The organism is Bradyrhizobium sp. NAS80.1 (assembly GCF_001908205.1).
Taxonomy (GTDB): Bacteria; Pseudomonadota; Alphaproteobacteria; order Rhizobiales; family Xanthobacteraceae; genus Bradyrhizobium.
The window spans coordinates 17,324-37,847 of record NZ_LGHL01000117.1; the positions used below are offsets into that span (position 1 = coordinate 17,324).

Annotated in this window: 17 protein-coding genes and 3 pseudogenes; 19 read left to right on the plus strand and 1 reads right to left on the minus strand. The window is 63.5% G+C overall.

Annotated features, from left to right (window positions below):
* Window positions 1-95 precede the first annotated feature (95 nt).
* The 10 genes and pseudogenes from hpaR to AC629_RS25225 all read left to right on the plus strand — a co-directional run bounded on the left by hpaR (window position 96) and on the right by AC629_RS25225 (window position 10,480).
* The gene (hpaR, locus tag AC629_RS25180) at window positions 96-614 is read left to right on the plus strand and encodes a homoprotocatechuate degradation operon regulator HpaR (RefSeq protein WP_084807633.1); all 519 of its coding nucleotides are present in this window, start codon (window positions 96-98) and stop codon (window positions 612-614) included.
* A gap of 291 nt (window positions 615-905) precedes the next feature.
* The gene (locus AC629_RS25185) at window positions 906-2,051 is read left to right on the plus strand and encodes an ABC transporter substrate-binding protein (RefSeq protein ID WP_084807634.1); all 1,146 of its coding nucleotides are present in this window, start codon (window positions 906-908) and stop codon (window positions 2,049-2,051) included.
* Between the two features lie 227 nt (window positions 2,052-2,278).
* Window positions 2,279-3,151, plus strand: a complete 873-nt coding sequence (locus AC629_RS25190; protein WP_084807653.1) for a branched-chain amino acid ABC transporter permease — start codon at window positions 2,279-2,281, stop codon at window positions 3,149-3,151.
* The gene (locus AC629_RS25195) at window positions 3,148-4,926 is read left to right on the plus strand and encodes a branched-chain amino acid ABC transporter ATP-binding protein/permease (protein ID WP_084807635.1); all 1,779 of its coding nucleotides are present in this window, start codon (window positions 3,148-3,150) and stop codon (window positions 4,924-4,926) included. Before AC629_RS25190 ends, AC629_RS25195 begins: the two co-directional genes overlap by 4 nt.
* Window positions 4,926-5,654, plus strand: a complete 729-nt coding sequence (locus AC629_RS25200) for an ABC transporter ATP-binding protein (protein WP_084807654.1) — start codon at window positions 4,926-4,928, stop codon at window positions 5,652-5,654. The genes AC629_RS25195 and AC629_RS25200 overlap by 1 nt, the downstream gene beginning before the upstream one ends.
* 90 nt (window positions 5,655-5,744) lie before the next feature.
* Window positions 5,745-5,909: pseudogene (locus AC629_RS25205) on the plus strand (malate dehydrogenase); the annotation flags it as partial.
* 115 nt (window positions 5,910-6,024) lie between these two features.
* Entirely contained in the window at window positions 6,025-6,801 is a 777-nt protein-coding gene (locus tag AC629_RS25210; protein WP_074119756.1) for an HpcH/HpaI aldolase family protein, read from the plus strand.
* 167 nt (window positions 6,802-6,968) lie between these two features.
* Complete coding sequence (locus AC629_RS25215) at window positions 6,969-8,492, plus strand: UxaA family hydrolase (RefSeq protein ID WP_074119755.1); 1,524 nt, start codon at window positions 6,969-6,971, stop codon at window positions 8,490-8,492.
* A gap of 184 nt (window positions 8,493-8,676) precedes the next feature.
* Window positions 8,677-9,198 carry a PAS domain-containing protein gene (locus AC629_RS25220; protein ID WP_084807636.1) on the plus strand — a complete coding sequence of 174 codons (522 nt, stop codon included), beginning with the start codon at window positions 8,677-8,679 and terminating at the stop codon, window positions 9,196-9,198.
* On the plus strand, window positions 9,176-10,480 hold the full coding sequence (locus tag AC629_RS25225; protein WP_084807637.1) for a methyl-accepting chemotaxis protein: 1,305 nt from the start codon (window positions 9,176-9,178) through the stop codon (window positions 10,478-10,480). The genes AC629_RS25220 and AC629_RS25225 overlap by 23 nt, the downstream gene beginning before the upstream one ends.
* A gap of 1,508 nt (window positions 10,481-11,988) precedes the next feature.
* Here AC629_RS25225 and AC629_RS47090 read toward each other — a convergent pair.
* Window positions 11,989-12,285: a hypothetical protein gene (locus AC629_RS47090; protein WP_168195584.1), complete on the minus strand. Its 297-nt coding sequence runs from the start codon at window positions 12,283-12,285 to the stop codon at window positions 11,989-11,991.
* Between AC629_RS47090 and AC629_RS25240 the strand changes: the two genes are divergently transcribed.
* The 9 genes and pseudogenes from AC629_RS25240 to AC629_RS25275 all read left to right on the plus strand — a co-directional run bounded on the left by AC629_RS25240 (window position 12,263) and on the right by AC629_RS25275 (window position 20,447).
* Entirely contained in the window at window positions 12,263-12,478 is a 216-nt protein-coding gene (locus AC629_RS25240) for a DUF3551 domain-containing protein (protein WP_349531243.1), read from the plus strand. The genes AC629_RS47090 and AC629_RS25240 overlap by 23 nt on opposite strands.
* Before the next feature lie 474 nt (window positions 12,479-12,952).
* A pseudogene (locus tag AC629_RS45600) lies at window positions 12,953-13,039 on the plus strand (transglutaminase family protein); the annotation flags it as partial.
* A gap of 291 nt (window positions 13,040-13,330) precedes the next feature.
* Entirely contained in the window at window positions 13,331-14,158 is an 828-nt protein-coding gene (locus AC629_RS25245; RefSeq protein ID WP_084807640.1) for an HD domain-containing protein, read from the plus strand.
* A gap of 49 nt (window positions 14,159-14,207) precedes the next feature.
* A complete protein-coding gene (locus AC629_RS25250) occupies window positions 14,208-15,104 on the plus strand; it encodes an alpha/beta fold hydrolase (protein ID WP_084807641.1) in 897 nt (298 codons plus the stop codon).
* Between the two features lie 79 nt (window positions 15,105-15,183).
* Window positions 15,184-16,708: pseudogene (locus AC629_RS25255) on the plus strand (FAD-dependent oxidoreductase).
* A 126-nt stretch (window positions 16,709-16,834) separates the two neighbouring features.
* Window positions 16,835-17,410, plus strand: a complete 576-nt coding sequence (locus AC629_RS25260) for an HdeD family acid-resistance protein (protein WP_084807642.1) — start codon at window positions 16,835-16,837, stop codon at window positions 17,408-17,410.
* 24 nt (window positions 17,411-17,434) lie between these two features.
* Window positions 17,435-17,659, plus strand: a complete 225-nt coding sequence (locus AC629_RS25265) for a LapA family protein (RefSeq protein ID WP_084807643.1) — start codon at window positions 17,435-17,437, stop codon at window positions 17,657-17,659.
* 120 nt (window positions 17,660-17,779) lie between these two features.
* Window positions 17,780-18,991 carry an ABC transporter substrate-binding protein gene (locus tag AC629_RS25270; protein WP_084807644.1) on the plus strand — a complete coding sequence of 404 codons (1,212 nt, stop codon included), beginning with the start codon at window positions 17,780-17,782 and terminating at the stop codon, window positions 18,989-18,991.
* Window positions 18,992-19,229: 238 nt separating this feature from the next.
* Complete coding sequence (locus AC629_RS25275) at window positions 19,230-20,447, plus strand: acyl-CoA dehydrogenase family protein (protein ID WP_084807645.1); 1,218 nt, start codon at window positions 19,230-19,232, stop codon at window positions 20,445-20,447.
* Window positions 20,448-20,524: the final 77 nt, after the last annotated feature.

Sequence of the window (20,524 nt, forward strand, 5' to 3'; positions counted from 1 at the left end):
ATCGTGGTGCCTGAAGATACTTAACATGTTAAGTTAATGCGTCAAACACAATTTGGCTTGCTGCACTGCAAACATTTGCGGTCTGAAAGGGCGTCATGACGAAGAGACCGGCTGATCCCGCGAACGGACGTGCGCCCGCCGCACGGCGAGTGCCAATGCGCGACTTCTCGCGCTCGCTGCCGATGTCGCTCTTGCGGGCGCGCGAGGCGGTGATGCGGCAGTTTCGTCCGAAGCTGCGCGAGCACGGTTTGACCGAGCAGCAATGGCGCATCCTCCGCGCGCTGGCGGCGATCGAGGCCGCGGAAGTCACGGAGCTTGCGCGCACGGCATTTCTCCTCGGACCGAGCCTGTCGCGCATCTTGCGCGATCTCGAGGCGCGCAATTTGATCGAGCGCAAGACCGCGCAGGCCGACCAGCGCCGCAGCATGGTCTCGATCTCGAAAGAGGGCGTGAAGCTGATGGCCTCGGTCGCGCCGTCCTCGGAAGCGATCTATGCGGAGATCACGCGACGCTTTGGCGCACGCAAGCTCGCCGAGTTGCAGGAGATGCTTGGACAATTGGAGTTGTGTCTCGCTTCCGTCGACGCGAGTGACGAGATCGCGGACGATGCGTAACGGCAAATTTGCATGATGACTTGATCGTTACGCATGACTGTCGTCATTGCATGGTGCATCGGCAGCGCGAGCGACGCGAAATCCACGAAAAGCCGGGAAAAAATAGCCGAGAATAGATCGCCGCCGCGGGTGTTGAGCACCTCTGGCGTGAGGTCTCCGCACTTAGTGGATGCTGCTGCAATATCAATTTACTCACGCCGGGAGAATCCGTAAGTAGCATCCGGCTCTGTATTCAGTAACAAAGCAAACAAAGAAGGGCCGACAAGGATGCCCGGCCCCAGGGAGGAATGTATGAGACTGACGAGACGCGACTTCGCTGCCGGAATTGCTGCCGGCATTGCCGCGCCATACCTCATCAAGAGCGCGAACGCGCAAGGCGCCACCATCAAGATCGGCATGTGCGCGCCCGTCACGGGCCCTGCCGCTGAATCCGGCGGTTATGCCATCAAGGGCGCCAAGCTCGCGCTCGAAGCCGTCAACAAGGCCGGCGGTATCCTGGGAAAGCAGGGCGAGTTGATCGTCGAGGACGATCAGACCACCAACCCCGGCATCGTGCTCGCCTTCTCCAAGCTCGCCGCGCAGTCCGACATCGTCGGGTTCCTCGGCTCGATCCGCTCGACCCAGGTGCACGCGATGGCGCCTGATGTGATCAAGCTCGGCAAGCCCGTGATGATCGGCGGCACCGACCCGAACCTCACCCACATGGGCAATCCCTGGCTGTTCCGCTTCCGCCCCAACGACAGCTATTCCGGTCGCGTGATCGCCGAGTACGGCGTCAAGACGCTCGAAAAGAAGAAGTGGGCCGTGCTGCACTCGACCGATGCGTTCGGCACCGCAGGTGGCAAGGCGCTGACGGAAGGGCTGACCAAGCTCGGTGCTCCGCCGGTGCTCGATCAGGGGTATGCCAACCAGAGCCAGGACTTCACGCCGGTCGTGCTCGCGATCAAGCAGTCGGGCGCAGACATCCTGGGTTCCTATTTCACCTTCGAGAACGACCTCGGCATCTTTGCGCGCCAGCTGCGCCAGCTCGGCGTCAACATTCCCTGGGTCGGCTCGCCCTCGATCGTCAACGTCACCGCGCTCAAGCTCGCAGGTCCCGCGCTCTACAATACGTATGGCGTCGCCGACTATGCGGAGGATTCCAGCGAGGGCTCGAAGGCGTTCGGCAAGATCTACCGCGACGCGGTCAAGGTTGCGCCCGACAACCAGAGCTCCTGGACCTTCGATGCGGTCAGCGTCCTGTCCGCCGCGATCAACAAGGCCGGCTCCACCGATCCCAGTAAGATTCGCGAAGCCATCCTGGCAACCAGGAAGTTCGCGGGTGCCGAGGGCGAATATAACTTCGACCAGAACGGCGACGGCCTCCACGGCTACAACATCGTGAAGAACGACAAGGGCAAAATCGTCTTCGACAAGCACATCGAGTTCAACGACTGACCGGGGCAGGGACGCACGAACGGATGGGTTCCCTCCCCCCCCTTGCGGGGGAGAGGGGTAAGCCGCACGGGCGGTGATTGTGGCTTACCCCTCTCTCCAACTCTCCCCCGCAAGGGGGGAGAGAGCCCTACCACCTCCCGCGCGGCCTTTAACAAGATGCTGTGAACACGACAGCCACTCTGCTCCCGCTGGCAGTGAAATATTCGACCTCCAACGGAACGCTTGTGATGGATCTCGTCCTGCAACTGCTGTTTACCGGCATCGGTATCGGCGCCGTCTACGCGCTCGTCGCGCTGGGCTTCGTGCTGATCTTCCGTGCCACCAATGTGGTGAATTTCGCCCAGGGCGAATTCTCCATGGTCGCGGCCTATCTGATGGTCGTCGCAATCGAATTCGGTTTGCCGTACTGGGCGGCATTTCTGGTCGCGCTGGCCGGAATGGCGTTGCTCGGCGTCATCTTCAATCTCGGCGTCTACTACCCGCTGCGCCACCGCACCTATCTGCCGGTGATCATCGCGACCATCGGCGCCTCGATCCTGCTCGCCAATTCCGTGCTCGCAATCTACGGTCCGCAGCCGCAGGTGCTGGAGGGCTGGTTCGAAACGCCAGGCATCCAGCTCGGTCCGATCTATCTCGACAGCCAGTATCTCCTGATCATCGGCGTCACGATCTGCCTCGTGATCTTCAATTTCTGGTTCTTCGAGAAGACGCTGCTCGGCAAGAAACTGCAGGCGACCTCGCAGGACAAGGAAATGGCCTCGCTGCTCGGCATTTCCGTGTCGACGATGATCATGATCACCTTCATCTATTCGGCGGTACTCGGCGGCCTCGCCGGCATCCTCGTCGCGCCCGTGCTGTTCGTCTCGATCCAGATGGGCTCGACCATCGCGCTGAAGGCATTTGCGGCGACGATCATCGGCGGGTTCGGTGACGTCGCGGGCGCCATCATCGGCGGTCTCGCGCTCGGCGTGATCGAGACATTCGGCGCGGCCTATATCTCGGTCCCGTACAAGGACGGCTTCGCGTTCCTGGTTCTGATCGCCTTCCTGATCTTCCGGCCGCAGGGCATCTTCGGCGAACGCGTGGCGGAGAAGGCATGAGCGCCCCCAGCGACAACATGCCGATCCCGGCGCCCGCCATCCACTCGAAGCCGCTGTTCGTCCGGCACCTGCCGTACTTCATCGGTGCGGCGATCCTGGTTGCGCTCGCGGCGACCATGCGCTTCGATGGATACGTTCACAACATCCTGCTCCAGGCCACCACGTTCTCGATCGCAGTGTTCGGGCTCTCGGTGGTGCTCGGCCTGTGCGGCCAGATCAATTTGGCGCAGGCCGCGTTCTTCGGTCTCGGCGCTTATGCGGTCGGCATCGGGACGACGGACCTGCATGTCAGCTTCTGGCTGTGCCTCCTCGGCGGCTGCTTGATCTCGCTGCTGGCCGGTGCCTTCCTCGGCATGTCGACCTTGCGGCTCGGCGGGCACTACCTCGCGATGGTAACGATCTCGTTCCAGCAGATCGTCACGCTCGTGATGATCAACGCGATCTGGCTGACGCACGGCCCCGACGGCGTCCCCAACATCAAGCGTCCCGAGCTGTTCCAGTCGTCGCAGAGCTATCTCGCCTTCTGCGTCGCGATGCTGGCGATCGTCGGCTATCTGGTCTGGCATCTCGCCGACACCAAGCTCGGCCGCGCCATGCGCGCCGTGCGCGACAACGAGCTTGCGGCCGGCGTCAACGGCATCGACGTCTTCCGCACCAAGATCTACGCCTTCGCGCTCTGCGCACTCCTCGGCGGGCTCGCGGGTGGCCTGTTCGCCGGCGGCTTCGCCTATGTCAGTCCCGATCAGTTCTCCTTCGCGGAATCGATCGTGTTCCTGACCATGTCGCTGCTCGGCGGCGTTGCCTCGCCGATCGGCTCGGCGATCGGCACGGGTCTGCTCATCCTGATCCCGGAATGGCTGCGCTTCCTCAAGAGCGTGCCGGGCCTTTACCTGGCGATCTACGGCCTGTTCGTGATCCTGATCATCCGCTTCATGCCCGACGGCATCTGGGGCTTTGTCGCCGACGCGTTCACGCGCTGGCGCGCCAAGACCAAGGCTCCGCCGGCAGCGAGCGCCTTGCTGTTGAAGCCGGCGACGGTTGGCGGCGACACCGTGCTGGAAGTCACCGGCCTGTCGAAGCATTTCGGTGGTCTCAAGGCCGTCGATGGCGTCGACATCGCGGTGAAGCGCGGCGGCGTGCATGCGCTGATCGGGCCAAACGGCTCGGGCAAGACCACCACGCTCAACGTGCTCTCGGGCCTCTACGAGGCGACGGCGGGCAAGATCGTGCTCGACGGCACCGACATCACCCACATGCCGCCGCATCAGCGCACGGCTGCGGGCTTGGGGCGCACGTTCCAGAACATCCGCCTGTTCCGTTCGATGACGGCGTTGGAGAACGTCGAGATCGGCGCGGAGCGGCCCGGCAACACCATGGTCGGGAAGGGCGATGACGCCCTGACCGAGCGTGCGATGGAGGCGCTGACCTTCGTCGGCCTCGGCAGCCGCGCCAACGAGCTGATCTCGAGCTTCTCCTACGGCCATCAGCGCCTGATCGAGATTGCCCGCGCGCTCGCCTCGAACCCGACGCTGCTACTGCTCGACGAGCCTGCGGCCGGCCTCAACTCGACCGAGAAGCTCGAGCTGCACGAGCTGCTCAAGCGCATCGCAGCGCAGGGACTCACGATCCTGATCATCGATCACGACATGACGCTGGTCTCGGAAGCGGCCCAGCACATCACCGTGCTCAACTTCGGACGCCGCATCGCGGACGGCGAATCCATGGCCGTGCTGCGTCATCCCGACGTCGTCTCCGCCTATCTCGGGAGCGAATGATGCCGTTGCTCGAAATCCGCAATCTCGTGGTGCGCTACGGCGAGATCGAGGCGCTGCGCGGCGTCACCTGCACCGTGGAGCAGGGACAGGTGGTGACGCTGCTAGGGGCCAACGGCGCCGGCAAGTCGACGACGCTGCGTGCCATCTCGGGCCTTGCCAAGCCGACCTCCGGCGACATCCTGTTCGACGGCAAGTCCATCGCAGGTCTCGGCCCGGAAGCCATCGTCCGCATGGGCATCTCGCATGTGCCGGAGGGCCGCCGCGTCTTCCCGGGTCTCACCGTGAAAGAGAACATCATGCTCGGCGCGTCCAATCGCCGCGCATCGACCTCCGAGATCTCGCGCGAGGCGGACGCGATGTTCGACCTCTTCCCGGACATCAGGAAATTCACCAACGCGCTCGGCTGGACGCTGTCAGGCGGTCAGTTGCAGATGGTGGCGGTCGCTCGCGGGCTGATGGCCAAGCCGCGGCTGCTGCTGCTGGATGAGCCCTCGCTCGGCCTTGCGCCTGTCATCGTGCAGGCCGTGTTCAAGATCATTTCCGAGATCCGCCGCAACACGACGGTCTTGCTCGTCGAGCAGAATGCGCGCATGGGCCTGTCCGTGGCCGATTATGGCTACGTCCTGGAGACCGGCCGTATCGTGCTCGGTGGCAAGCCCGACGAGCTCTGGGGCAACGAGGCCATCCGCGCCGCCTATCTCGGCGGCCATGCCAAGGCGAGTGCTTGACCGGGGAACCCGTCCATGGTCGCGATCCAGGTCCAGAACCTCATCGATTTCGTCGCCGAGGTGTTCGGTCACGCGGATTCCTCTCAGGCGGCCGGGGTCGATCAGGTGCTGATTCCGGGCGATCCCGAGCGGAAAACCCGGGCCGAACTCACCAGGAACGGCATCCCCTTGCCGGATGACACCTGGGCGGCGATAGTGAACACCGCCCGCGAGGTCGGCGTCAGTGAAGTCAGCATCCAGAGGGCGACTGCATAGCTCTTGCGTCATTGCGAGCGTAGCGCGGCGATCCGGTTGGCGGTAACAACGGGGTTGTCCCGTCGTGGCGCTCGGCGTGGCAGCGACGGTCCAAACAACAAAGAAGGAAGGCAACGTGGCGAACAAGGTCAAGGAAATCTGGAAGTCGGGCAAGGCCGTGGTCAACGCGTGGCTGGCGATTCCCTCGGGCTTCTCGGCCGAGATGGTCGCGCAATGCGGCTTCGACAGCGTCACCGTCGACATGCAGCATGGCGTGCAGGACTATCTGTCGATGGTGCAGTGCTTCCAGGCCATGGACAAGCATCCGGTGACCCCGATGGTCCGCGTGCCCTGGAATGAGCCCGGCATCATCGGCAAGGTGCTCGATGGCGGCGCCTATGGCGTGATCTGCCCGATGGTCAACACGCCGCAGGAAGCCCGGAACCTCGTCTCCTATTCCAAGTACCCGCCGAAGGGCGTGCGCTCCAACGGCCCGATCCGCGCCGGCATGTACGGCACCGCGGGCTCCTACCAGAAGACGGCCAACGACGAGATCGTGCTGCTGCCGATGATGGAGACCAGGACCGCGGTCGAGAACATGGAAGCGATCCTCGACGTCGAGGGCATCGACGGAGTCTATATCGGCCCGTCCGATCTCGGCTTCTCCTACGGCCTCGAGCCCAAGCTCGATCGCAGCGAGCCCGAAATCCTTGCGATCTACGAGAAGATCATCAAGGAGTGCGGCAAGCGCGGCCTCAACCCGGGCATCCATTGCAGCGGCGCCGAAGGCGCGGCGCGCGCCATCAACATGGGCTTCAAGCTGGTGACGCTGTCGAACGAGGTCGGCCTGATGGCGACCTACGCCAAGATGCAGGTCAACCAGACCCGCAAGGATTCGGCCGGGAAAGCCTGATCTCTCGTGTCCCGGACGCGGTGCAGTGCGTAGCAGTGCACCGCAGAGCCGGGACCCAGTCGCTCGCGGAACAAATGACGTCACACGTGGGCCCCGGCTCAGCAGCGCATCGTTTCACGCTGCGCTGCGTCCGGGGCACGATAGTTTGAAGACCCAAGGAGATACCCATGACCATCAGCCCAGTCATCCGCCTGCATCCCGATGATGGCGTGCTGATCGCGCGCGCGAGCCTGCCGCCGGGAACGGTGGTTGCCGACGGCGTAACGACGGTCGATCGCATTCCCTCCGGCCACAAGGTCGCGATCAAGCCGATCGCCGTGGGCGAGCCGGTGAAGCGTTACGGCCAGATCATCGGCTTTGCGACAGTGCCGATCGCGCCGGGCCAGCACGTGCACACGCAGAACTGCGGCATGGGCGACTTCTCCAAGGATTATGCCTATTGCGCCGACGTCAAGCCGACGCCGAACTTCGATCTGCCGGCGACCTTCGAGGGCATCCGCCGCCCGGACGGCCGCGTCGCCACGCGCAACTATATCGGCATCCTCACCTCGGTGAATTGCAGCGCGCATGTCGCTAGTCTCGTCGCCGACGTCTTCAAGAAGAATCCCTTCACCGGCGACAATCCGCTGGCCGAATTCCCCAATGTCGACGGTGTGGTCGCGCTGACCCACAAGACCGGCTGCGGCATGACGCAGAACGAACCGCTCGCGCTGCTCCGCCGCACGCTCGGCGGCTATGCGCGGCACGTCAATTTCTCGCATGTCATCGTGCTCGGTCTCGGCTGTGAGGTGAACCAGATCGGAGGCCTCATGGAGGAGCAGAAGCTCGCCGGCCGCCTGCGCGCGATGGACATCCAGGAGGTCGGCGGCACCCGCAAGACGGTGGAGGCGGGTGTTGCCTTCGTGCGCGAGGCGCTGGCGGACGCGAACAAGGTCAAGCGCGAATCCGTGCCGGCGAGCGAACTGACGGTCGCGCTGCAATGCGGTGGCTCGGACGGCTATTCCGGCGTGTCCGCCAATCCGGCGCTCGGTGCTGCCAGCGACCTCATCGTGCGCCACGGCGGCACCGTGATCCTGTCGGAAACGCCGGAGACCTATGGTGCCGAGCATCTGCTGACGCGCCGCGCCGTCAGCCGCGAGGTCGGCGAGAAGCTCGTCGATCTCATGCGCTGGTGGGAGGAATATACCGAGCGCGAAGGCGCCGAGATGAACGCCAATCCGAGCCCCGGCAACAAGGCCGGCGGCCTCACCACCATCCTGGAAAAGTCGCTCGGCGCGATGGCGAAGGCCGGCACCACCAATCTCGTCGACGTGCTGCGCTACGCCGAGCCGGTGACGAAGCGCGGCTTCGTGTTCATGGACACGCCTGGCTACGATCCGGTCGCTGCGACCGGCCAGGTCGCCGGCGGCGCCAATCTCGTCTGCTTCACCACGGGCCGCGGCAGCGTGTTCGGCTGCAAGCCGGCGCCGTCGATCAAGCTCGCCACCAACACGCCCATGTACAAGCGCATGGAAGACGACATGGACGTCAATTGCGGCACCATCCTCGAAGGCGAGGAGAGCGTCGAGCAGTGCGGCCAGCGCATTTTCGATCTGATCCTGAAGACGGCCTCCGGCCAACCGACCAAGAGCGAGAGCTTCGATTTCGGCGGCGCGGAGTTCGCGCCCTGGGTGCTCGGCGCGACGATGTGATGGCGCGCAGCGCACCTCGCTGCCGAAATATGCAGGACGAACGGGACCCGTAGGTAATCCTACGGAGGCGTCAGGTGATCGTGCGGGTCCCGCGGTCACGCATGATTAATGATTCACGTTGTAATCCATTATCGATGCGGGCCACTCCTTCGAGGGCGCAGCCCTTCGTGAGGATTCGTCAACGATGACGCATGCGATACGGCCAAACGGCGTGGAAAATTTCCTCGGCGAAGAGGAGTTGATCGTGTCGAAGACCGATCTCAAGGGCCGCATCACTTACGCCAACGACGTCTTCGTCCGCATGGCCAAATATTCCTACGCTGAGCTGATGGGCGCGCCCCACAGCATGATCCGCCATCCCGACATGCCGCGCTGCGTCTTCAAGCTGCTGTGGGACACCCTGCAGTCCAAGCAGGAGATCTTCGCCTACGTCGTCAATCTGGCGAAGGACGGCAGCCATTACTGGGTGCTTGCCCATGTCACGCCGACGCTCGACGAGCGCGGCAATATCGTCGGCTACCACTCCAACCGTCGCAAGCCCGAAGCCGTGCAGATCGAGCGCATCAAGCCGATCTACAAGACGCTGTGCGCGGAAGAGGCGCGGCATGCCAATGCCAAGGATGGCATGCGTGCGAGCTTCGATGCGATGGTGGGACGGCTCAAGCAACAGGGTGTCGGTTACGATGAATTTGTGCTCTCTCTCTAAGGCGCAGGGAGCGACCGCGCTCGCGTGTGTTCTTGCTATCGTTGCGTTCGTTCTCTCGCTCACCGGCGTCACGGGAATTTCCGGCGCGGTGTTGCAGGGCGTGACGGTCGTGCTGCTCGGTTACGCTGCCTGGTGCCAGCATCGCACGGCAGTAGCCGTCGACGAGGTGGCCGATGTGTGCCGCAAGGCCGCGCATGGCGATCTCGAAGCGCGCATCCTGAGCAATCGGCAGGCCGGGCGGATCGGGTCGATCCAGAAGTCGGTCAACGACATGCTAGACATCACCGACGCCTTCGTGCGCGAGGCTTCGGCCTCGATGGACTATGCAAGCCGCGGCAAGCATTTCCGCAAGATCCTGGCGCGCGGATTGCCCGGCTCGTTCCGGCGTTCGTCCACCGTCATCAATTCCGGCACCGACAGCCTCGGCCGCCGCGTCGTCGAGATTGCCGGTCTCGCAAAGCAGTTCGGCACGCATCTCGACGAGGTTGCGGGCACCCTCATGGGCGCGGCGACCGATCTTGAGTCCGACGCCGGCCAGATGGCGGCAGCGGCGGAGAAGACCAGCCGGCAGACCTCCGGCGTGCTCAGCGCCTCCGACCAGGCCTCGCGCAATGTCGCGACCGTCGCCAGCGCCGCCGAGCAGCTCGCATCCTCGATTGCCGATATCGGCCGCCAGGTGACCGGCTCGACTGCAAGCACGGGCCGCGCGGTGAACGAGGCCAATCGCGCCGGCAGCGAGATCCGCACGCTTGCCGACGCGGCGCTCCGGATCGGCGACGTCGTCAAGCTGATCAGCGAGATCGCCGAGCAGACCAACCTGCTGGCGCTCAACGCCACCATCGAGGCGGCCCGCGCGGGTGAGGCCGGCCGCGGCTTTGCGGTCGTGGCGTCCGAGGTCAAGAGCCTCGCCAACCAGACCGCGAAGGCGACCGAGGAGATCAGCGCCAAGGTCGGCGAGATGCAGCAATCGACGACGAATTCGGTCGCGGCCGTCGAGGCGATCGCGCAGACCATCACCGAGATCAACGGGATCACCGCATCGATCGCGACTTCGATCGAGCAGCAGGGGCTCGCAACCCGCGAGATCGCCCGCAACGTGCAGGAAGCCTCCGCCGGCACCTCGCAGGTCTCCTCCAACGTCACCGGCATCAGCGAAGCCGCCGCTGACACGGGGCGCGTCGCGAGCCGCGTCAACAGCGCCTCCGAACGCGTCCATGGCGAGGTCGAGACGCTCAGGCGCGAGGTGACGCAGTTCCTGCAGCGGCTGACATCGGCCGCGTAAGACCTCCGCGGCTGGTGCCGAATATGCGGATGCCGGGCGGTGCCCCGCGCCGGTTTATGGGCCCCGGTGGAACCACCAAAGCCTCAGCCCCCGCTTCGGGCGTTCCCGGGCAGCTCGTTCGTCTTCGCAGTCGGGAATGATTAGAGGCGCGTCACCTTCCAGTTCGGCAAGTCGATCGACCAATTTTCGCAAGCGCGTCGGTACGGGTGAGGCGTCGCGCGTGAGGCTATGCCGAAGCTCTTTACCGATCACCCCGCAGATCGCCCGGCAATGCTTTGGTTCTAAAGCTTCGATCAGGTGAGGGTCTTGGGGCGGAAAGGGGGGCGTCATGACTGCCACCTCCGGCTTGGTGCACAGCCTCCTTGCGTGCGCACGGCTTACCTGCCACCGCTATCACAACGCGCATCGGACTTGCCCGATCCGGTGGAGCCGAAATCTTTCTATCATATGTGAATTTACCGTGGGGCTCGCGACCCGTGAGGCGTTTGAGACCGGCAGCCTAAGGGCCGCAATTTCTCCGGCCGTGAACAGGTTCCCATAGTACAATTGTCCGCGCATGGGCGGGGCCTAAGAAATGGCTATTTATCGATTATTGCAAGGCTGCACGATCGGGCCAGAAGAGGCTAGCCGCATCACAGCTGCTTACGAGCAAGCGCTCCATACGCTCTGCGTCAAGGACCGCGACGACCCCAATCCGGCGTCAAAGACGCCGCACAAATTTCGGCTCTGGCGATATGGGAACTCGAATTACGCTAAGGTCTGCGGTCGCACTACACGCGTTCTGCCGCTTGAAGCCGAAACATTTTCCGACCTAGATGATTAGCGTAGGGGCTTCGCAAAGCGCGAGGCTGGTCATGGACCCGATATCAGCGAGCGACGTATTTCTGACTGTCACCATCATGAGCACCGCCTTTCTGATCGAGATCGGGTTTTTCATCCTGCTCGGAATGTTCTGAAAGGAGCACGCTCTGTGCACTGCACAGCCGATGGGGAGACCTCCGCCTCCAAGATTTCTGATCTCGACGCAGATGTTCCATTCGGAACGAGGAACCCCGGGGGGCGCCATGGCGGCAATTTCGCAAGACATCGGCCGCAGCGTTAGGGAACCATTTCTGAGAGTGCCCGGTTAGTTTGTGGGGAGGGTCCGATAAAGGCGAGCATTGCCATGAGGACCAAATATCTCACCGCGATTGTGATAGCAGTTCTCGCCGCTGGTACTGGGCTGGCAGTCAGTTCTGTCGGCCCGCTGCCTTCCGAAAAGCAGTCCACGCCGGCTGCCGTGCAAGCGGCGAACCGATTAGCTGCGTCCGTGGATACGTTTTTGCTTCCGTCCGGCGGCTAACAGCCCGGCGCAACCTTCCCAACCGTTCCCCGATCCGGGCGACACGCGCCTGCATGATCGACCGCCGATGAAATCGGCAAGCTGGTTAGCGGCCTTGACTCCGCGCTGATATCGCTAGCTGTCGGCACCGCGACATAGCTGATCGCTTTCCGGTGCGCTGTCTCATTTAGTGGGCGAACCCCATCAGGGCGGCGATCCTCAGCGAGTAGTGGATCACAAGCAGCGCGCCGATGATGAACATCGCGATGCCGATCACCGCCCACCATTTGATCCTTCTGGTCATCAGGTGCCCCTTTCTGCTGATGTCTTCAAACCCATCGGCACGCTGGCCTGCCTTGACCGACTTGCCTGTTGGTGCGTCTATCAGGAAAGATGGTCGATCGAAAATGAGGCGAGCGATGCGCAAACTGCTACCTTTGCTATTGCTTGGCGGTGCGGCAATGTCCGTAATCGTGCCCGCCACGGCGCAAACCTACGATCCCAGATATCCGGTTTGCCTGCAAAGATGGGTCTGGGGTGGCAGCACATATTTCGAGTGCAAGTTTACATCATGGGATCAGTGTCGAGCGTCGGCGTCGGGACTTCCGGCCATGTGCTTGGACAATCCCTATTGGTCGCAAGCGTATTCTGGATCGCGCCGCGGCCGCGCGAGATAATGATGTTGCCTTTCCTGCGTGTAGGTTCGACGACAATTGCCGTTCTATAGAACTGGCGCGGCGGAGTAATCATTGACGGCCTTAGCGCGGAGCGGCTTAGCCGGGCGTCACTCGATCTTCCTTGTCCGCCCCGCGCATCACGATCTTGAGTCAGCTTTCGCGCTAGGAGGGCATGATATGGCTCTCATCTCTCAAGATTGAAAATGCAGCGTGGTTGCAAAGTGTTAGCCGGTTCATAGTGGAGGTCAATCCTGAGGCTTATAAGCTCTGAGACAACCGTTCGGGAGGCGACGATGATCCCCGATTGGCTTACCCTTCCTGCGACCATCCTTTGTGTATTGTTCTTGAGCACCATCGTTTTGATTGCCGTTGGGGCTTGGTAGGCGACAGGTCAGGGCGGTGCTTGTGCGCGACGACATCGAGGATCAGACGAGAAGTCGTCGCTTGACCAATTTCATCCCGCCGCCTTGTCTTTCCGACGTCTCGCCGGTCGACGGCATCATCGTCGGCTCGCCGAAACAGAAGTTCGGCGTGGCCGTCGACGTGCTGCTGGTGGAATAGTTTCAGCGCCGTTTTGTGTGAACGATGCCCGCTTGGCACGGCTCTCCCTGTAAAGGAATTCTATGGTCGGCCATTGGCCCGGCTGGCCCCGCGCATCGCCCGCTCCCAAGGAGTAACGGGCCGTGACCGCAACCGTGATGTTGCGAAGCGGGACTGCAACATATTTACGTATTTTCGTCCCGGGGTTTGGTCACTCGGCCCAAGATGGGCTATGCTGGCGCGTGCGTCGAGGGCGAGAATGATAGGGTCGGGAGCTGCCGTGGGAAACCACCGACAAGCGGGGCTGCATCCATGTTGACGTTACCGAGGCTGGCGGCTGAATCCTTGGAGAAGTTGCTGGGCTCGTTCATGCGTCGCAGGTTCGACGAGTCCTATGCCAGGGTGCTGGAAGGCTCGACGCGCACCGCGATGGAATGCATCGGCAACAGCGACGCGCTCTATCACAACATCGAGCATACGATGCTGGTGACGCTGGCCGCCCAGGCGATCCTCATGGGACGCAATCTTCACGCGCACCTTGCGGCGGAGGACTACATCCATGTCCTGATCGCGTGTCTTGCGCACGACATCGGCTATGTCCGCGGTCTGTTTCCGGAGGATGACGAAGACGGCTTCGTGATCGACGAGGCCGGGACCAAGGTGTCGCTGCCGCGCGGCGCTTCGGATGCCAGCCTGATGATGTATCATGTTGATCGCTCGATACTTTTCGTGAGGCGGCGGCTGCCGCCAATCCGCGGTATCGACAGCGAGCGCGTCGCCCGCGCTATCGAGGGGACGCGCTTTCCGGCCCTCGAAGGGCAGGAGTACGATTGCGAAGCCTCGATCCTGCGCGCCGCCGACTTCATCGGCCAACTCGGCGATCCCAACTATCTGCGCAAGGCCAATGCGCTCTACTACGAGTTCGAGGAGGTCGGCATCAACCGCCAGCTCGGCTACGACTCGCCCGCCGACATCGTGAACCGCTATCCGCAGTTCTACTGGAACAGCGTCGCACCGCACATCCAGACCGAGATCGGCTATCTCAACAAGACCGAGATCGGCCGGCAATGGATTGCCAATCTCTACAGCAACGTGTTCCGTGCCGAACGCGACATCCCGCTGTCGGGCCCGCAAAAGTAGCAGCCGGATAGGGTCGTGCTACGATGGTGCGCAAATTCGTGACTATGTCATGCAACAAAAAGCCGTCACCACTGATATCCTCGACATCGGCTATCTCGAATTCGGCGCGCCGGACGGCTGGCCCTGCATCATGGGCCACGGCTTCCCCTATGATGTGAACGCCTATGCCGAGGCCGCGCCGATCATCGCACGGGCGGGTGCGCGGGTGCTGGTGCCCTGGCTGCGTGGCTACGGGGCGACGCGATTTCGTTTCCCAGGGACGCTGCGTTCCGGCGAGCAGGCGGCGCTTGGCGCCGATCTCCTGGTCTTCATGGATGCGCTCGGCATCGAGCGTGCGGTCGTCGGCGGCTACGACTGGGGCGGGCGCGCGGCCTGCGTGGTCTCGGTGCTCAATCCCGAGCGCGTGATCGGGCTCGTCTCCGGCAATTCCTACAACATCCAGAACATCGCCCGCGCCATGGAGCCGGCTTCACCGTCGGAGGAGGCAGCGCTCTGGTATCAATATCTCTTCCACAACGAGCGCGGCCGCCGCGCGCTGGAAAGCAATCGGCGCGGTTTCGCGCGCCAGCTCTGGGCGATGTGGTCGCCGAAATGGACCTTCGACGACGCGACGTTCGAGAAGAGCGCGGTGTCGTTCGACAATCCTGATTTCGTCGATGTCGTCATCCACTCCTACCGCCATCGTTACGCGCTGGTTGCGGGCGATCCCGCCTATGCCGCGATCGAGGCGAAGCTTGCCGCGCAACCGCCAATCCGCGTCCCGACCATCGCGATCGACGGCGACAGCGACGGCGTCAACCCCGGCACCTCCCATCATGCGCGCAAGTTCGAGGTTTTTTTCGAGCGGCGCGTGTTCACCGGCGCCGGCCACAATCTGCCGCAGGAGCGGCCCGCCGAATGGGCGCAAGCCGTGCTCGACATACGCAAAGCGGCCGGACGGTCCTGATTTTCGCAATCGCAGGAACTTTTCGCGCGTCCCGTCGTCCAAATCCTTAGCTGCACGTTAAGCTGCCAGGGAGATGTCCATGAGCCAGGAAAGCAAACCGAGCGGCCCCGACCTGACCAAGGGCGTGTCGCTGACCGAGTTCAGGGACGGCAAGCTCCTCGGTCATGTCGGCGAGGAGGATGTTCTGCTGGTGCATGCCGGCAACGAGATCTTCGCGATCGAGCCCGCTTGCAGCCACTACCACGGCCCGCTCGCGGATGGGCTGGTGGTCGACGACACCATCCGCTGTCCCTGGCACCACGCCTGCTTTTCTTTGCGCACCGGCGAGGCGGCCCGCCCGCCGGCGCTGAACGCGCTTGCGGTCTGGGAGGTCACGCTTGATCGGGACCGGATCGTCGTCGAGCGCAAGCGTGAAGCGCCGAAGCCATCAGCATCTCATCGGAGCGCGCCAACGCCCGAAAAATTCGTGATTGTCGGCGGCGGCGCCGCCGGTTTCGCTGCGGCCGAGATGCTCCGGCGCGAGGGTTTTTCCGGCGCCATCACCATGCTCAGCAATGACGGTGCGATGCCGGTCGACCGGCCCAATCTCTCCAAGGACTATCTCGCCGGTAACGCGCCGGAGGATTGGCTGCCGCTGCGGGGGGGAGGACTACTATCAGGACGCGGGCATCGACCTCAGGCTCAACACGAATGTGTTCGCGATCGATCCGGAGGCGCGGAGCGTGACGCTGGGCAACGGCGCCAAGCTGCCGTTCGACCGGTTGCTGCTCGCGACCGGCGCCGAGCCGGTCAAACTGCAGATCCCCGGTGCCGACCAGCCGCATGTCCACACCTTGCGCTCCGTCGCCGACAGCCGTGCGATCATCAAGGCGGCCGGCAGTGCGAAGCGCGCGCTGGTGATCGGTGCCAGCTTCATCGGCCTCGAAGTTGCGGCCTCCTTGCGGGCGCGCAAGCTCGAGGTGCACGTGGTCGCGCCGGAGGAACGGCCGATGCAGCGCGTTCTCGGATCGGAGATGGGCGACTTCATTCGCGCGTTGCACGAAGAGAACGGCGTCAACTTTCACCTCAAGGACACGGTCGAGAAGCTCGAAGGCACGCGCGCGACGCTGAAGAGCGGGCGTGTGATCGATGCGGACCTCGTCGTGGTCGGCATCGGCGTCAAGCCGCGCCTTGCGCTCGCCGAGCAGGTAGGGCTTGCGATCGATCGCGGCGTGAGCGTGAATGAATATCTCGAGACCAGTGCATCGGGCATCTTCGCTGCCGGCGACATCGCACGCTGGCCCGACCCGCATTCGGGCCAAAACATCCGCGTCGAGCACTGGGTGGTGGCGGAGCGCCAGGGGCAGGCCGCCGCGCGCAACATGCTGGGACGGCAGGAGCGGTTCGACGCCGTGCCGTTCTTCTGGTCCCAGCACTACGACGTTCCGATCAACTATGTCGGCCATGCCGAGAGCTTTGACGACATCGCGATCGACGGCAGCATTTCCGGAAAGGATTGCCTGCTGAAATACCGCAAGGGCGGCCGTGTGCTCGCGATTGCTTCGATTTATCGCGATCTCGACAATCTCAAGGCCGAGCTCGAGATGGAGCGATCACGGGTCTGAGACGCATTTTCTCTTGATTTGCGTCAATGTTGCTGCCGGCGGGGGCTGCTCTGCTGGCTATTGTCCCGGCGCACGCCCGTGCTATCCTGAATTGTGCCTCCGGGCTTCACATGCAGGAGTGGCGTCATGACAAGTGCTTCGGATACCCCTCAACATCTTGGCCTCGGCTCCGGCATCGCCGCGGTGCGTGGCAAATGGGGCTGGATCGTCGCCCTTGGCGTCGTCTACCTCATCGCCGGCTTCATTGCGCTCGGCAGCGTGGTGATGGCGACGGTGGCGAGCGTGATCGTGGTCGGCGCGATGATGATCGTCGCTGGCATTTTCGAAATCATCGGCGCATTCCAGCTGAAAAGCTGGGGCAAGTTCCTGATTTGGGCCTTGCTCGGCGTGCTCTACGTCGTCGCCGGCTTCCTGACCTTCGAGAACCCGCTGCTCGCGGCAGTCCTGCTGACGCTCTTTCTGGGGGCCGCGCTGATCGCCTCGGGCGTGGTCCGGCTGTTCCTGGCCTTCAGCATGACGCGTGAAAGCCCGTGGGTGTGGGTGGCGCTGTCAGGCGCCATCACGCTGCTGCTCGGTTTGCTGATCGTGGCACGCTGGCCGGTAAACAGCGTCTACATCCTCGGCCTGTTCCTCGGCATCGACCTGGTCATGGCGGGAGTCGGTTGGGTCAGCCTGGGCTTCAGCCTGCGGCGACGCCATTAGGGCTCGCCCGGAAGGGGATCACTCATGCGTTGGCTTTATCTGGCCGTCATCGTGCTATTTGCCGCGGCGACGATCATCTTCGCCGCGCAGAATTTCGAGACTGTCACGATCTCGTTCTTCAGGATGAATCTCAGCCTCCCGCTCGCCGTCCAGACCATCGTGGTCTATCTGCTGGGCGCTGCGACCGGCGGCAGCGTGTTCGCCCTGCTGCGGCGCTCGTACACGGGTTCGCAGCGAAGCGTCGAATGAACCAGCAACTCGACGCAAGACCATCTTGCGGAACTCCGCTGAGCTGACGCGCTGACAAGAAGCAGCGCGCCGCGCGTTCGCCTCATGACGTCGCGCGACGATAATCATCGGGGAGAAATCATGAAAGCCGCTTTGGCCCTGGCCGCAGCGTTGGCCGCTGCCTGTTTGTCCACGCGCGTTTCCGCGCAAAAATCCTACGGTCCCGGCGTCAGCGACACCGAGATCAAGATCGGCAACACCATGCCCTATAGCGGCCCTGCCTCGCCGCTCGGCATCACCGGCAGGGTGATCGCGGCCTATTTCGACGAGGTCAACGAGAAGGGCGGGGTCAACGGCCGCAAGCTCAATCTGCTGTCGCTGGACGACGCGTTCTCGCCGCCGAAGACCATGGAAGCGGCGCGGCGGCTGGTCGAGGGCGACGGCGTCGCCTTCATTTTTGCGACCATGGGCACCGCGCCGAGCTCGGCGATCGCAAAATATCTCAACAGCAACAAGGTGCCGCAGCTCTTCCTGATCAGCTCGGCCTCGAAGTGGAACGATCCCGCCAACATGCCCTGGTCGATGGCGCTGCCCTGGGCGCCGAACTACACCAGCGAGGCCGCCATCGACGTTGCCTATGCTCGCGCCAAGAACCCGAATGCGCGCTTTGCGGTGCTTTATCAGAACGACGACGCCGGCAAGGAATATCTGCGCGGCGTCAAGGAGGCGCTCGGCACTGAGGCCGACAAGGCGATCGCGATGGCGTCGAGCTTCGAGGTCACCGACCCCACGGTCGATTCCCAGGTGCTGACGCTCGCCAACACCAAGGCCGACGTCTTCATGATCTATTCGGTGACGCCGCGCGCCTGCGCGCAGGCGATCCGCAAGGCGCATGAGGTCGGCTGGCAGGCGACGCGCTTCCTCGCCAGCGGCTGCGCCAACAAGGCAACCGTGATGGTTCCTGCGGGCCTCGATGCCGGCAAAGGCGTGCTGTCGCTCGGCTCGCTCAAGCCGTTCGTGGCCGAGCCGAAGGATGATCCGGCGATGTCGGCCTATATCGACTTCATGAAGAGGCGGCTGCCCAACGCCGACGTCAACAATGTCGCCGGCCTCTATGGCTACACCGTCGCCGAGGCGCTGGTCGTCCTGCTCAAGCAGTGCAAGGACAATCTTACGCGCGAAAACATCATGTCGCAGGCAACCAACCTGAAGAACGTGCCGCTGTCGCTGCTGATGCCCGGCATCACGCTCAACACCACGCCGCAGGATTTCCGCCCCATCAAGGACGGCTATATGCTCCAGTTCGACGGCAACGACTGGATCGTGGCGAGCGAGCTCCTGCGCGGGACGTGAGACGCAGACTGGCTATCGAGGTTGAGAAGCGGTCTCTGACGGCGCATCCTTCGAGACGCCCGCTTTCGCGGGCTCCTCAGGATGAGGGCGGAGTCCGCGGGGGCAGGTTCAACAGGCGCGAATACCGCTCAGCCTCACCCTGAGGAGACTGCGAAGCGGTCGTCTCGAAGGGCGAGGCGTGCGCTCCACCTACCGCGGAAGGCCAAGTGAGATCACCCTTGGCGAACAGGAGAACACCATGGACTTTCAACACTCCGCGCGTTCGCTGGAGCTCCAGGAGCGCGTCCGCCAGTTCATGCGGACGCATGTCGAGCCGGTCGAGGAGCTATATTACGAGCAGGTCAAGCCGGAAGCTGCGCGCTACAAGACGCCTCAGGTGCTGCAGGACCTGAAGCGGATCGCGCGGGAGCAGGGGCTCTGGAACCTGTTCCTGTCGGGCGAGCACGGCCCGGGTCTTTCGAATCTCGAATATGCGCCCGTGAAGGAGATCATGGGCCGCATCCTCTGGGCGCCCGAGGTCTTCAACTGCTCGGCGCCCGACGTCGGCAACATGGAGGTGCTCGCCAATTACGGCACGAAAGCGCAGCAGGAGCGCTGGCTGAAGCCGCTTTTGGAGGGGCGCATCCGTTCCGGCTTCTCGATGACGGAGCCGCAGGTCGCCTCCAGCGATGCCACCAACATCCAGTGCGCGATCAGGCGCGACGGCAGCGACTACGTCATCAACGGCCGGAAATGGTTCACCTCCGGCGCGATGAACGAGGATTGCGAGATCCTGATCGTGATGGGCAAGACCGCGCCCGACGATCCCGACCGCCATCGCCAGCAATCCATGATCCTGGTGCCCAGAAACACGCCGGGCGTCCGCATCGTCCGCGACATGCTCACTTATGGTTACGATGATGCGCCGGTTGGCCACCCCGAGATCGTCTACGAGAACGTCCGCGTGCCCGCCGAAAACGTTCTGCTTGGTGAGGGCCGTGGCTTCGAGATCGCGCAAGGTAGGCTCGGTCCGGGTCGCATCCACCATTGCATGCGCCTGATCGGCTGCGCTCAGCGCGCGCTGGAGTTGATGTGCCAGCGGTCGGTCTCGCGCGTCGCCTTCGGCAAGCCGCTTGCCGAGCAGGGCTCGGTGCGCGAGGACATCGCAAATTCCTTCTGCGAGATCGCGCAGGCGCGGCTGCTCACGCTGCAAGCCGCCGACAAGATGGACCGCGAAGGCAACAAGGCCGCGCGCGACCTGATCGCGGCGGCGAAGATCGTCGTGCCCAGCATGGCCGCCCGCGTCATCGACCGCGCCATCCAGATCCACGGCGCCGCCGGCGTCTCGCAGGACACGTTCCTCGCCCGCGCCTATGTCTACGCCCGCTTCATCCGCATTGGCGACGGCCCCGATCAGGTGCATCTCGCCGCCGTCGGCAAGGAGCTGATCAAGCGCGGCGGCGTAATGGCAGGGTGAGAGTTGTCAGTTGGCCGCAAGTGCGGACGCTGCTGTTGTCTTTTGGCGCGGTCCGCCTCGGGCAGACCGCGCCAACA

What these genes read in the sequence shown, in the direction of transcription:
- hpaR (WP_084807633.1), top strand. Translation starts at nt 96, where the DNA reads ATGACGAAGAGACCGGCTGATCCCGCGAACGGACGTGCGCCCGCCGCA.
- AC629_RS25185 (WP_084807634.1), top strand. Translation starts at nt 906, where the DNA reads ATGAGACTGACGAGACGCGACTTCGCTGCCGGAATTGCTGCCGGCATT.
- AC629_RS25190 (WP_084807653.1), top strand. Translation starts at nt 2,279, where the DNA reads ATGGATCTCGTCCTGCAACTGCTGTTTACCGGCATCGGTATCGGCGCC.
- AC629_RS25195 (WP_084807635.1), top strand. Translation starts at nt 3,148, where the DNA reads ATGAGCGCCCCCAGCGACAACATGCCGATCCCGGCGCCCGCCATCCAC.
- AC629_RS25200 (WP_084807654.1), top strand. Translation starts at nt 4,926, where the DNA reads ATGCCGTTGCTCGAAATCCGCAATCTCGTGGTGCGCTACGGCGAGATC.
- AC629_RS25215 (WP_074119755.1), top strand. Translation starts at nt 6,969, where the DNA reads ATGACCATCAGCCCAGTCATCCGCCTGCATCCCGATGATGGCGTGCTG.
- AC629_RS25220 (WP_084807636.1), top strand. Translation starts at nt 8,677, where the DNA reads ATGACGCATGCGATACGGCCAAACGGCGTGGAAAATTTCCTCGGCGAA.
- AC629_RS25225 (WP_084807637.1), top strand. Translation starts at nt 9,176, where the DNA reads ATGAATTTGTGCTCTCTCTCTAAGGCGCAGGGAGCGACCGCGCTCGCG.
- AC629_RS25240 (WP_349531243.1), top strand. Translation starts at nt 12,263, where the DNA reads ATGTCCGTAATCGTGCCCGCCACGGCGCAAACCTACGATCCCAGATAT.
- AC629_RS25245 (WP_084807640.1), top strand. Translation starts at nt 13,331, where the DNA reads ATGTTGACGTTACCGAGGCTGGCGGCTGAATCCTTGGAGAAGTTGCTG.
- AC629_RS25250 (WP_084807641.1), top strand. Translation starts at nt 14,208, where the DNA reads ATGCAACAAAAAGCCGTCACCACTGATATCCTCGACATCGGCTATCTC.
- AC629_RS25260 (WP_084807642.1), top strand. Translation starts at nt 16,835, where the DNA reads ATGACAAGTGCTTCGGATACCCCTCAACATCTTGGCCTCGGCTCCGGC.
- AC629_RS25265 (WP_084807643.1), top strand. Translation starts at nt 17,435, where the DNA reads ATGCGTTGGCTTTATCTGGCCGTCATCGTGCTATTTGCCGCGGCGACG.
- AC629_RS25270 (WP_084807644.1), top strand. Translation starts at nt 17,780, where the DNA reads ATGAAAGCCGCTTTGGCCCTGGCCGCAGCGTTGGCCGCTGCCTGTTTG.
- AC629_RS25275 (WP_084807645.1), top strand. Translation starts at nt 19,230, where the DNA reads ATGGACTTTCAACACTCCGCGCGTTCGCTGGAGCTCCAGGAGCGCGTC.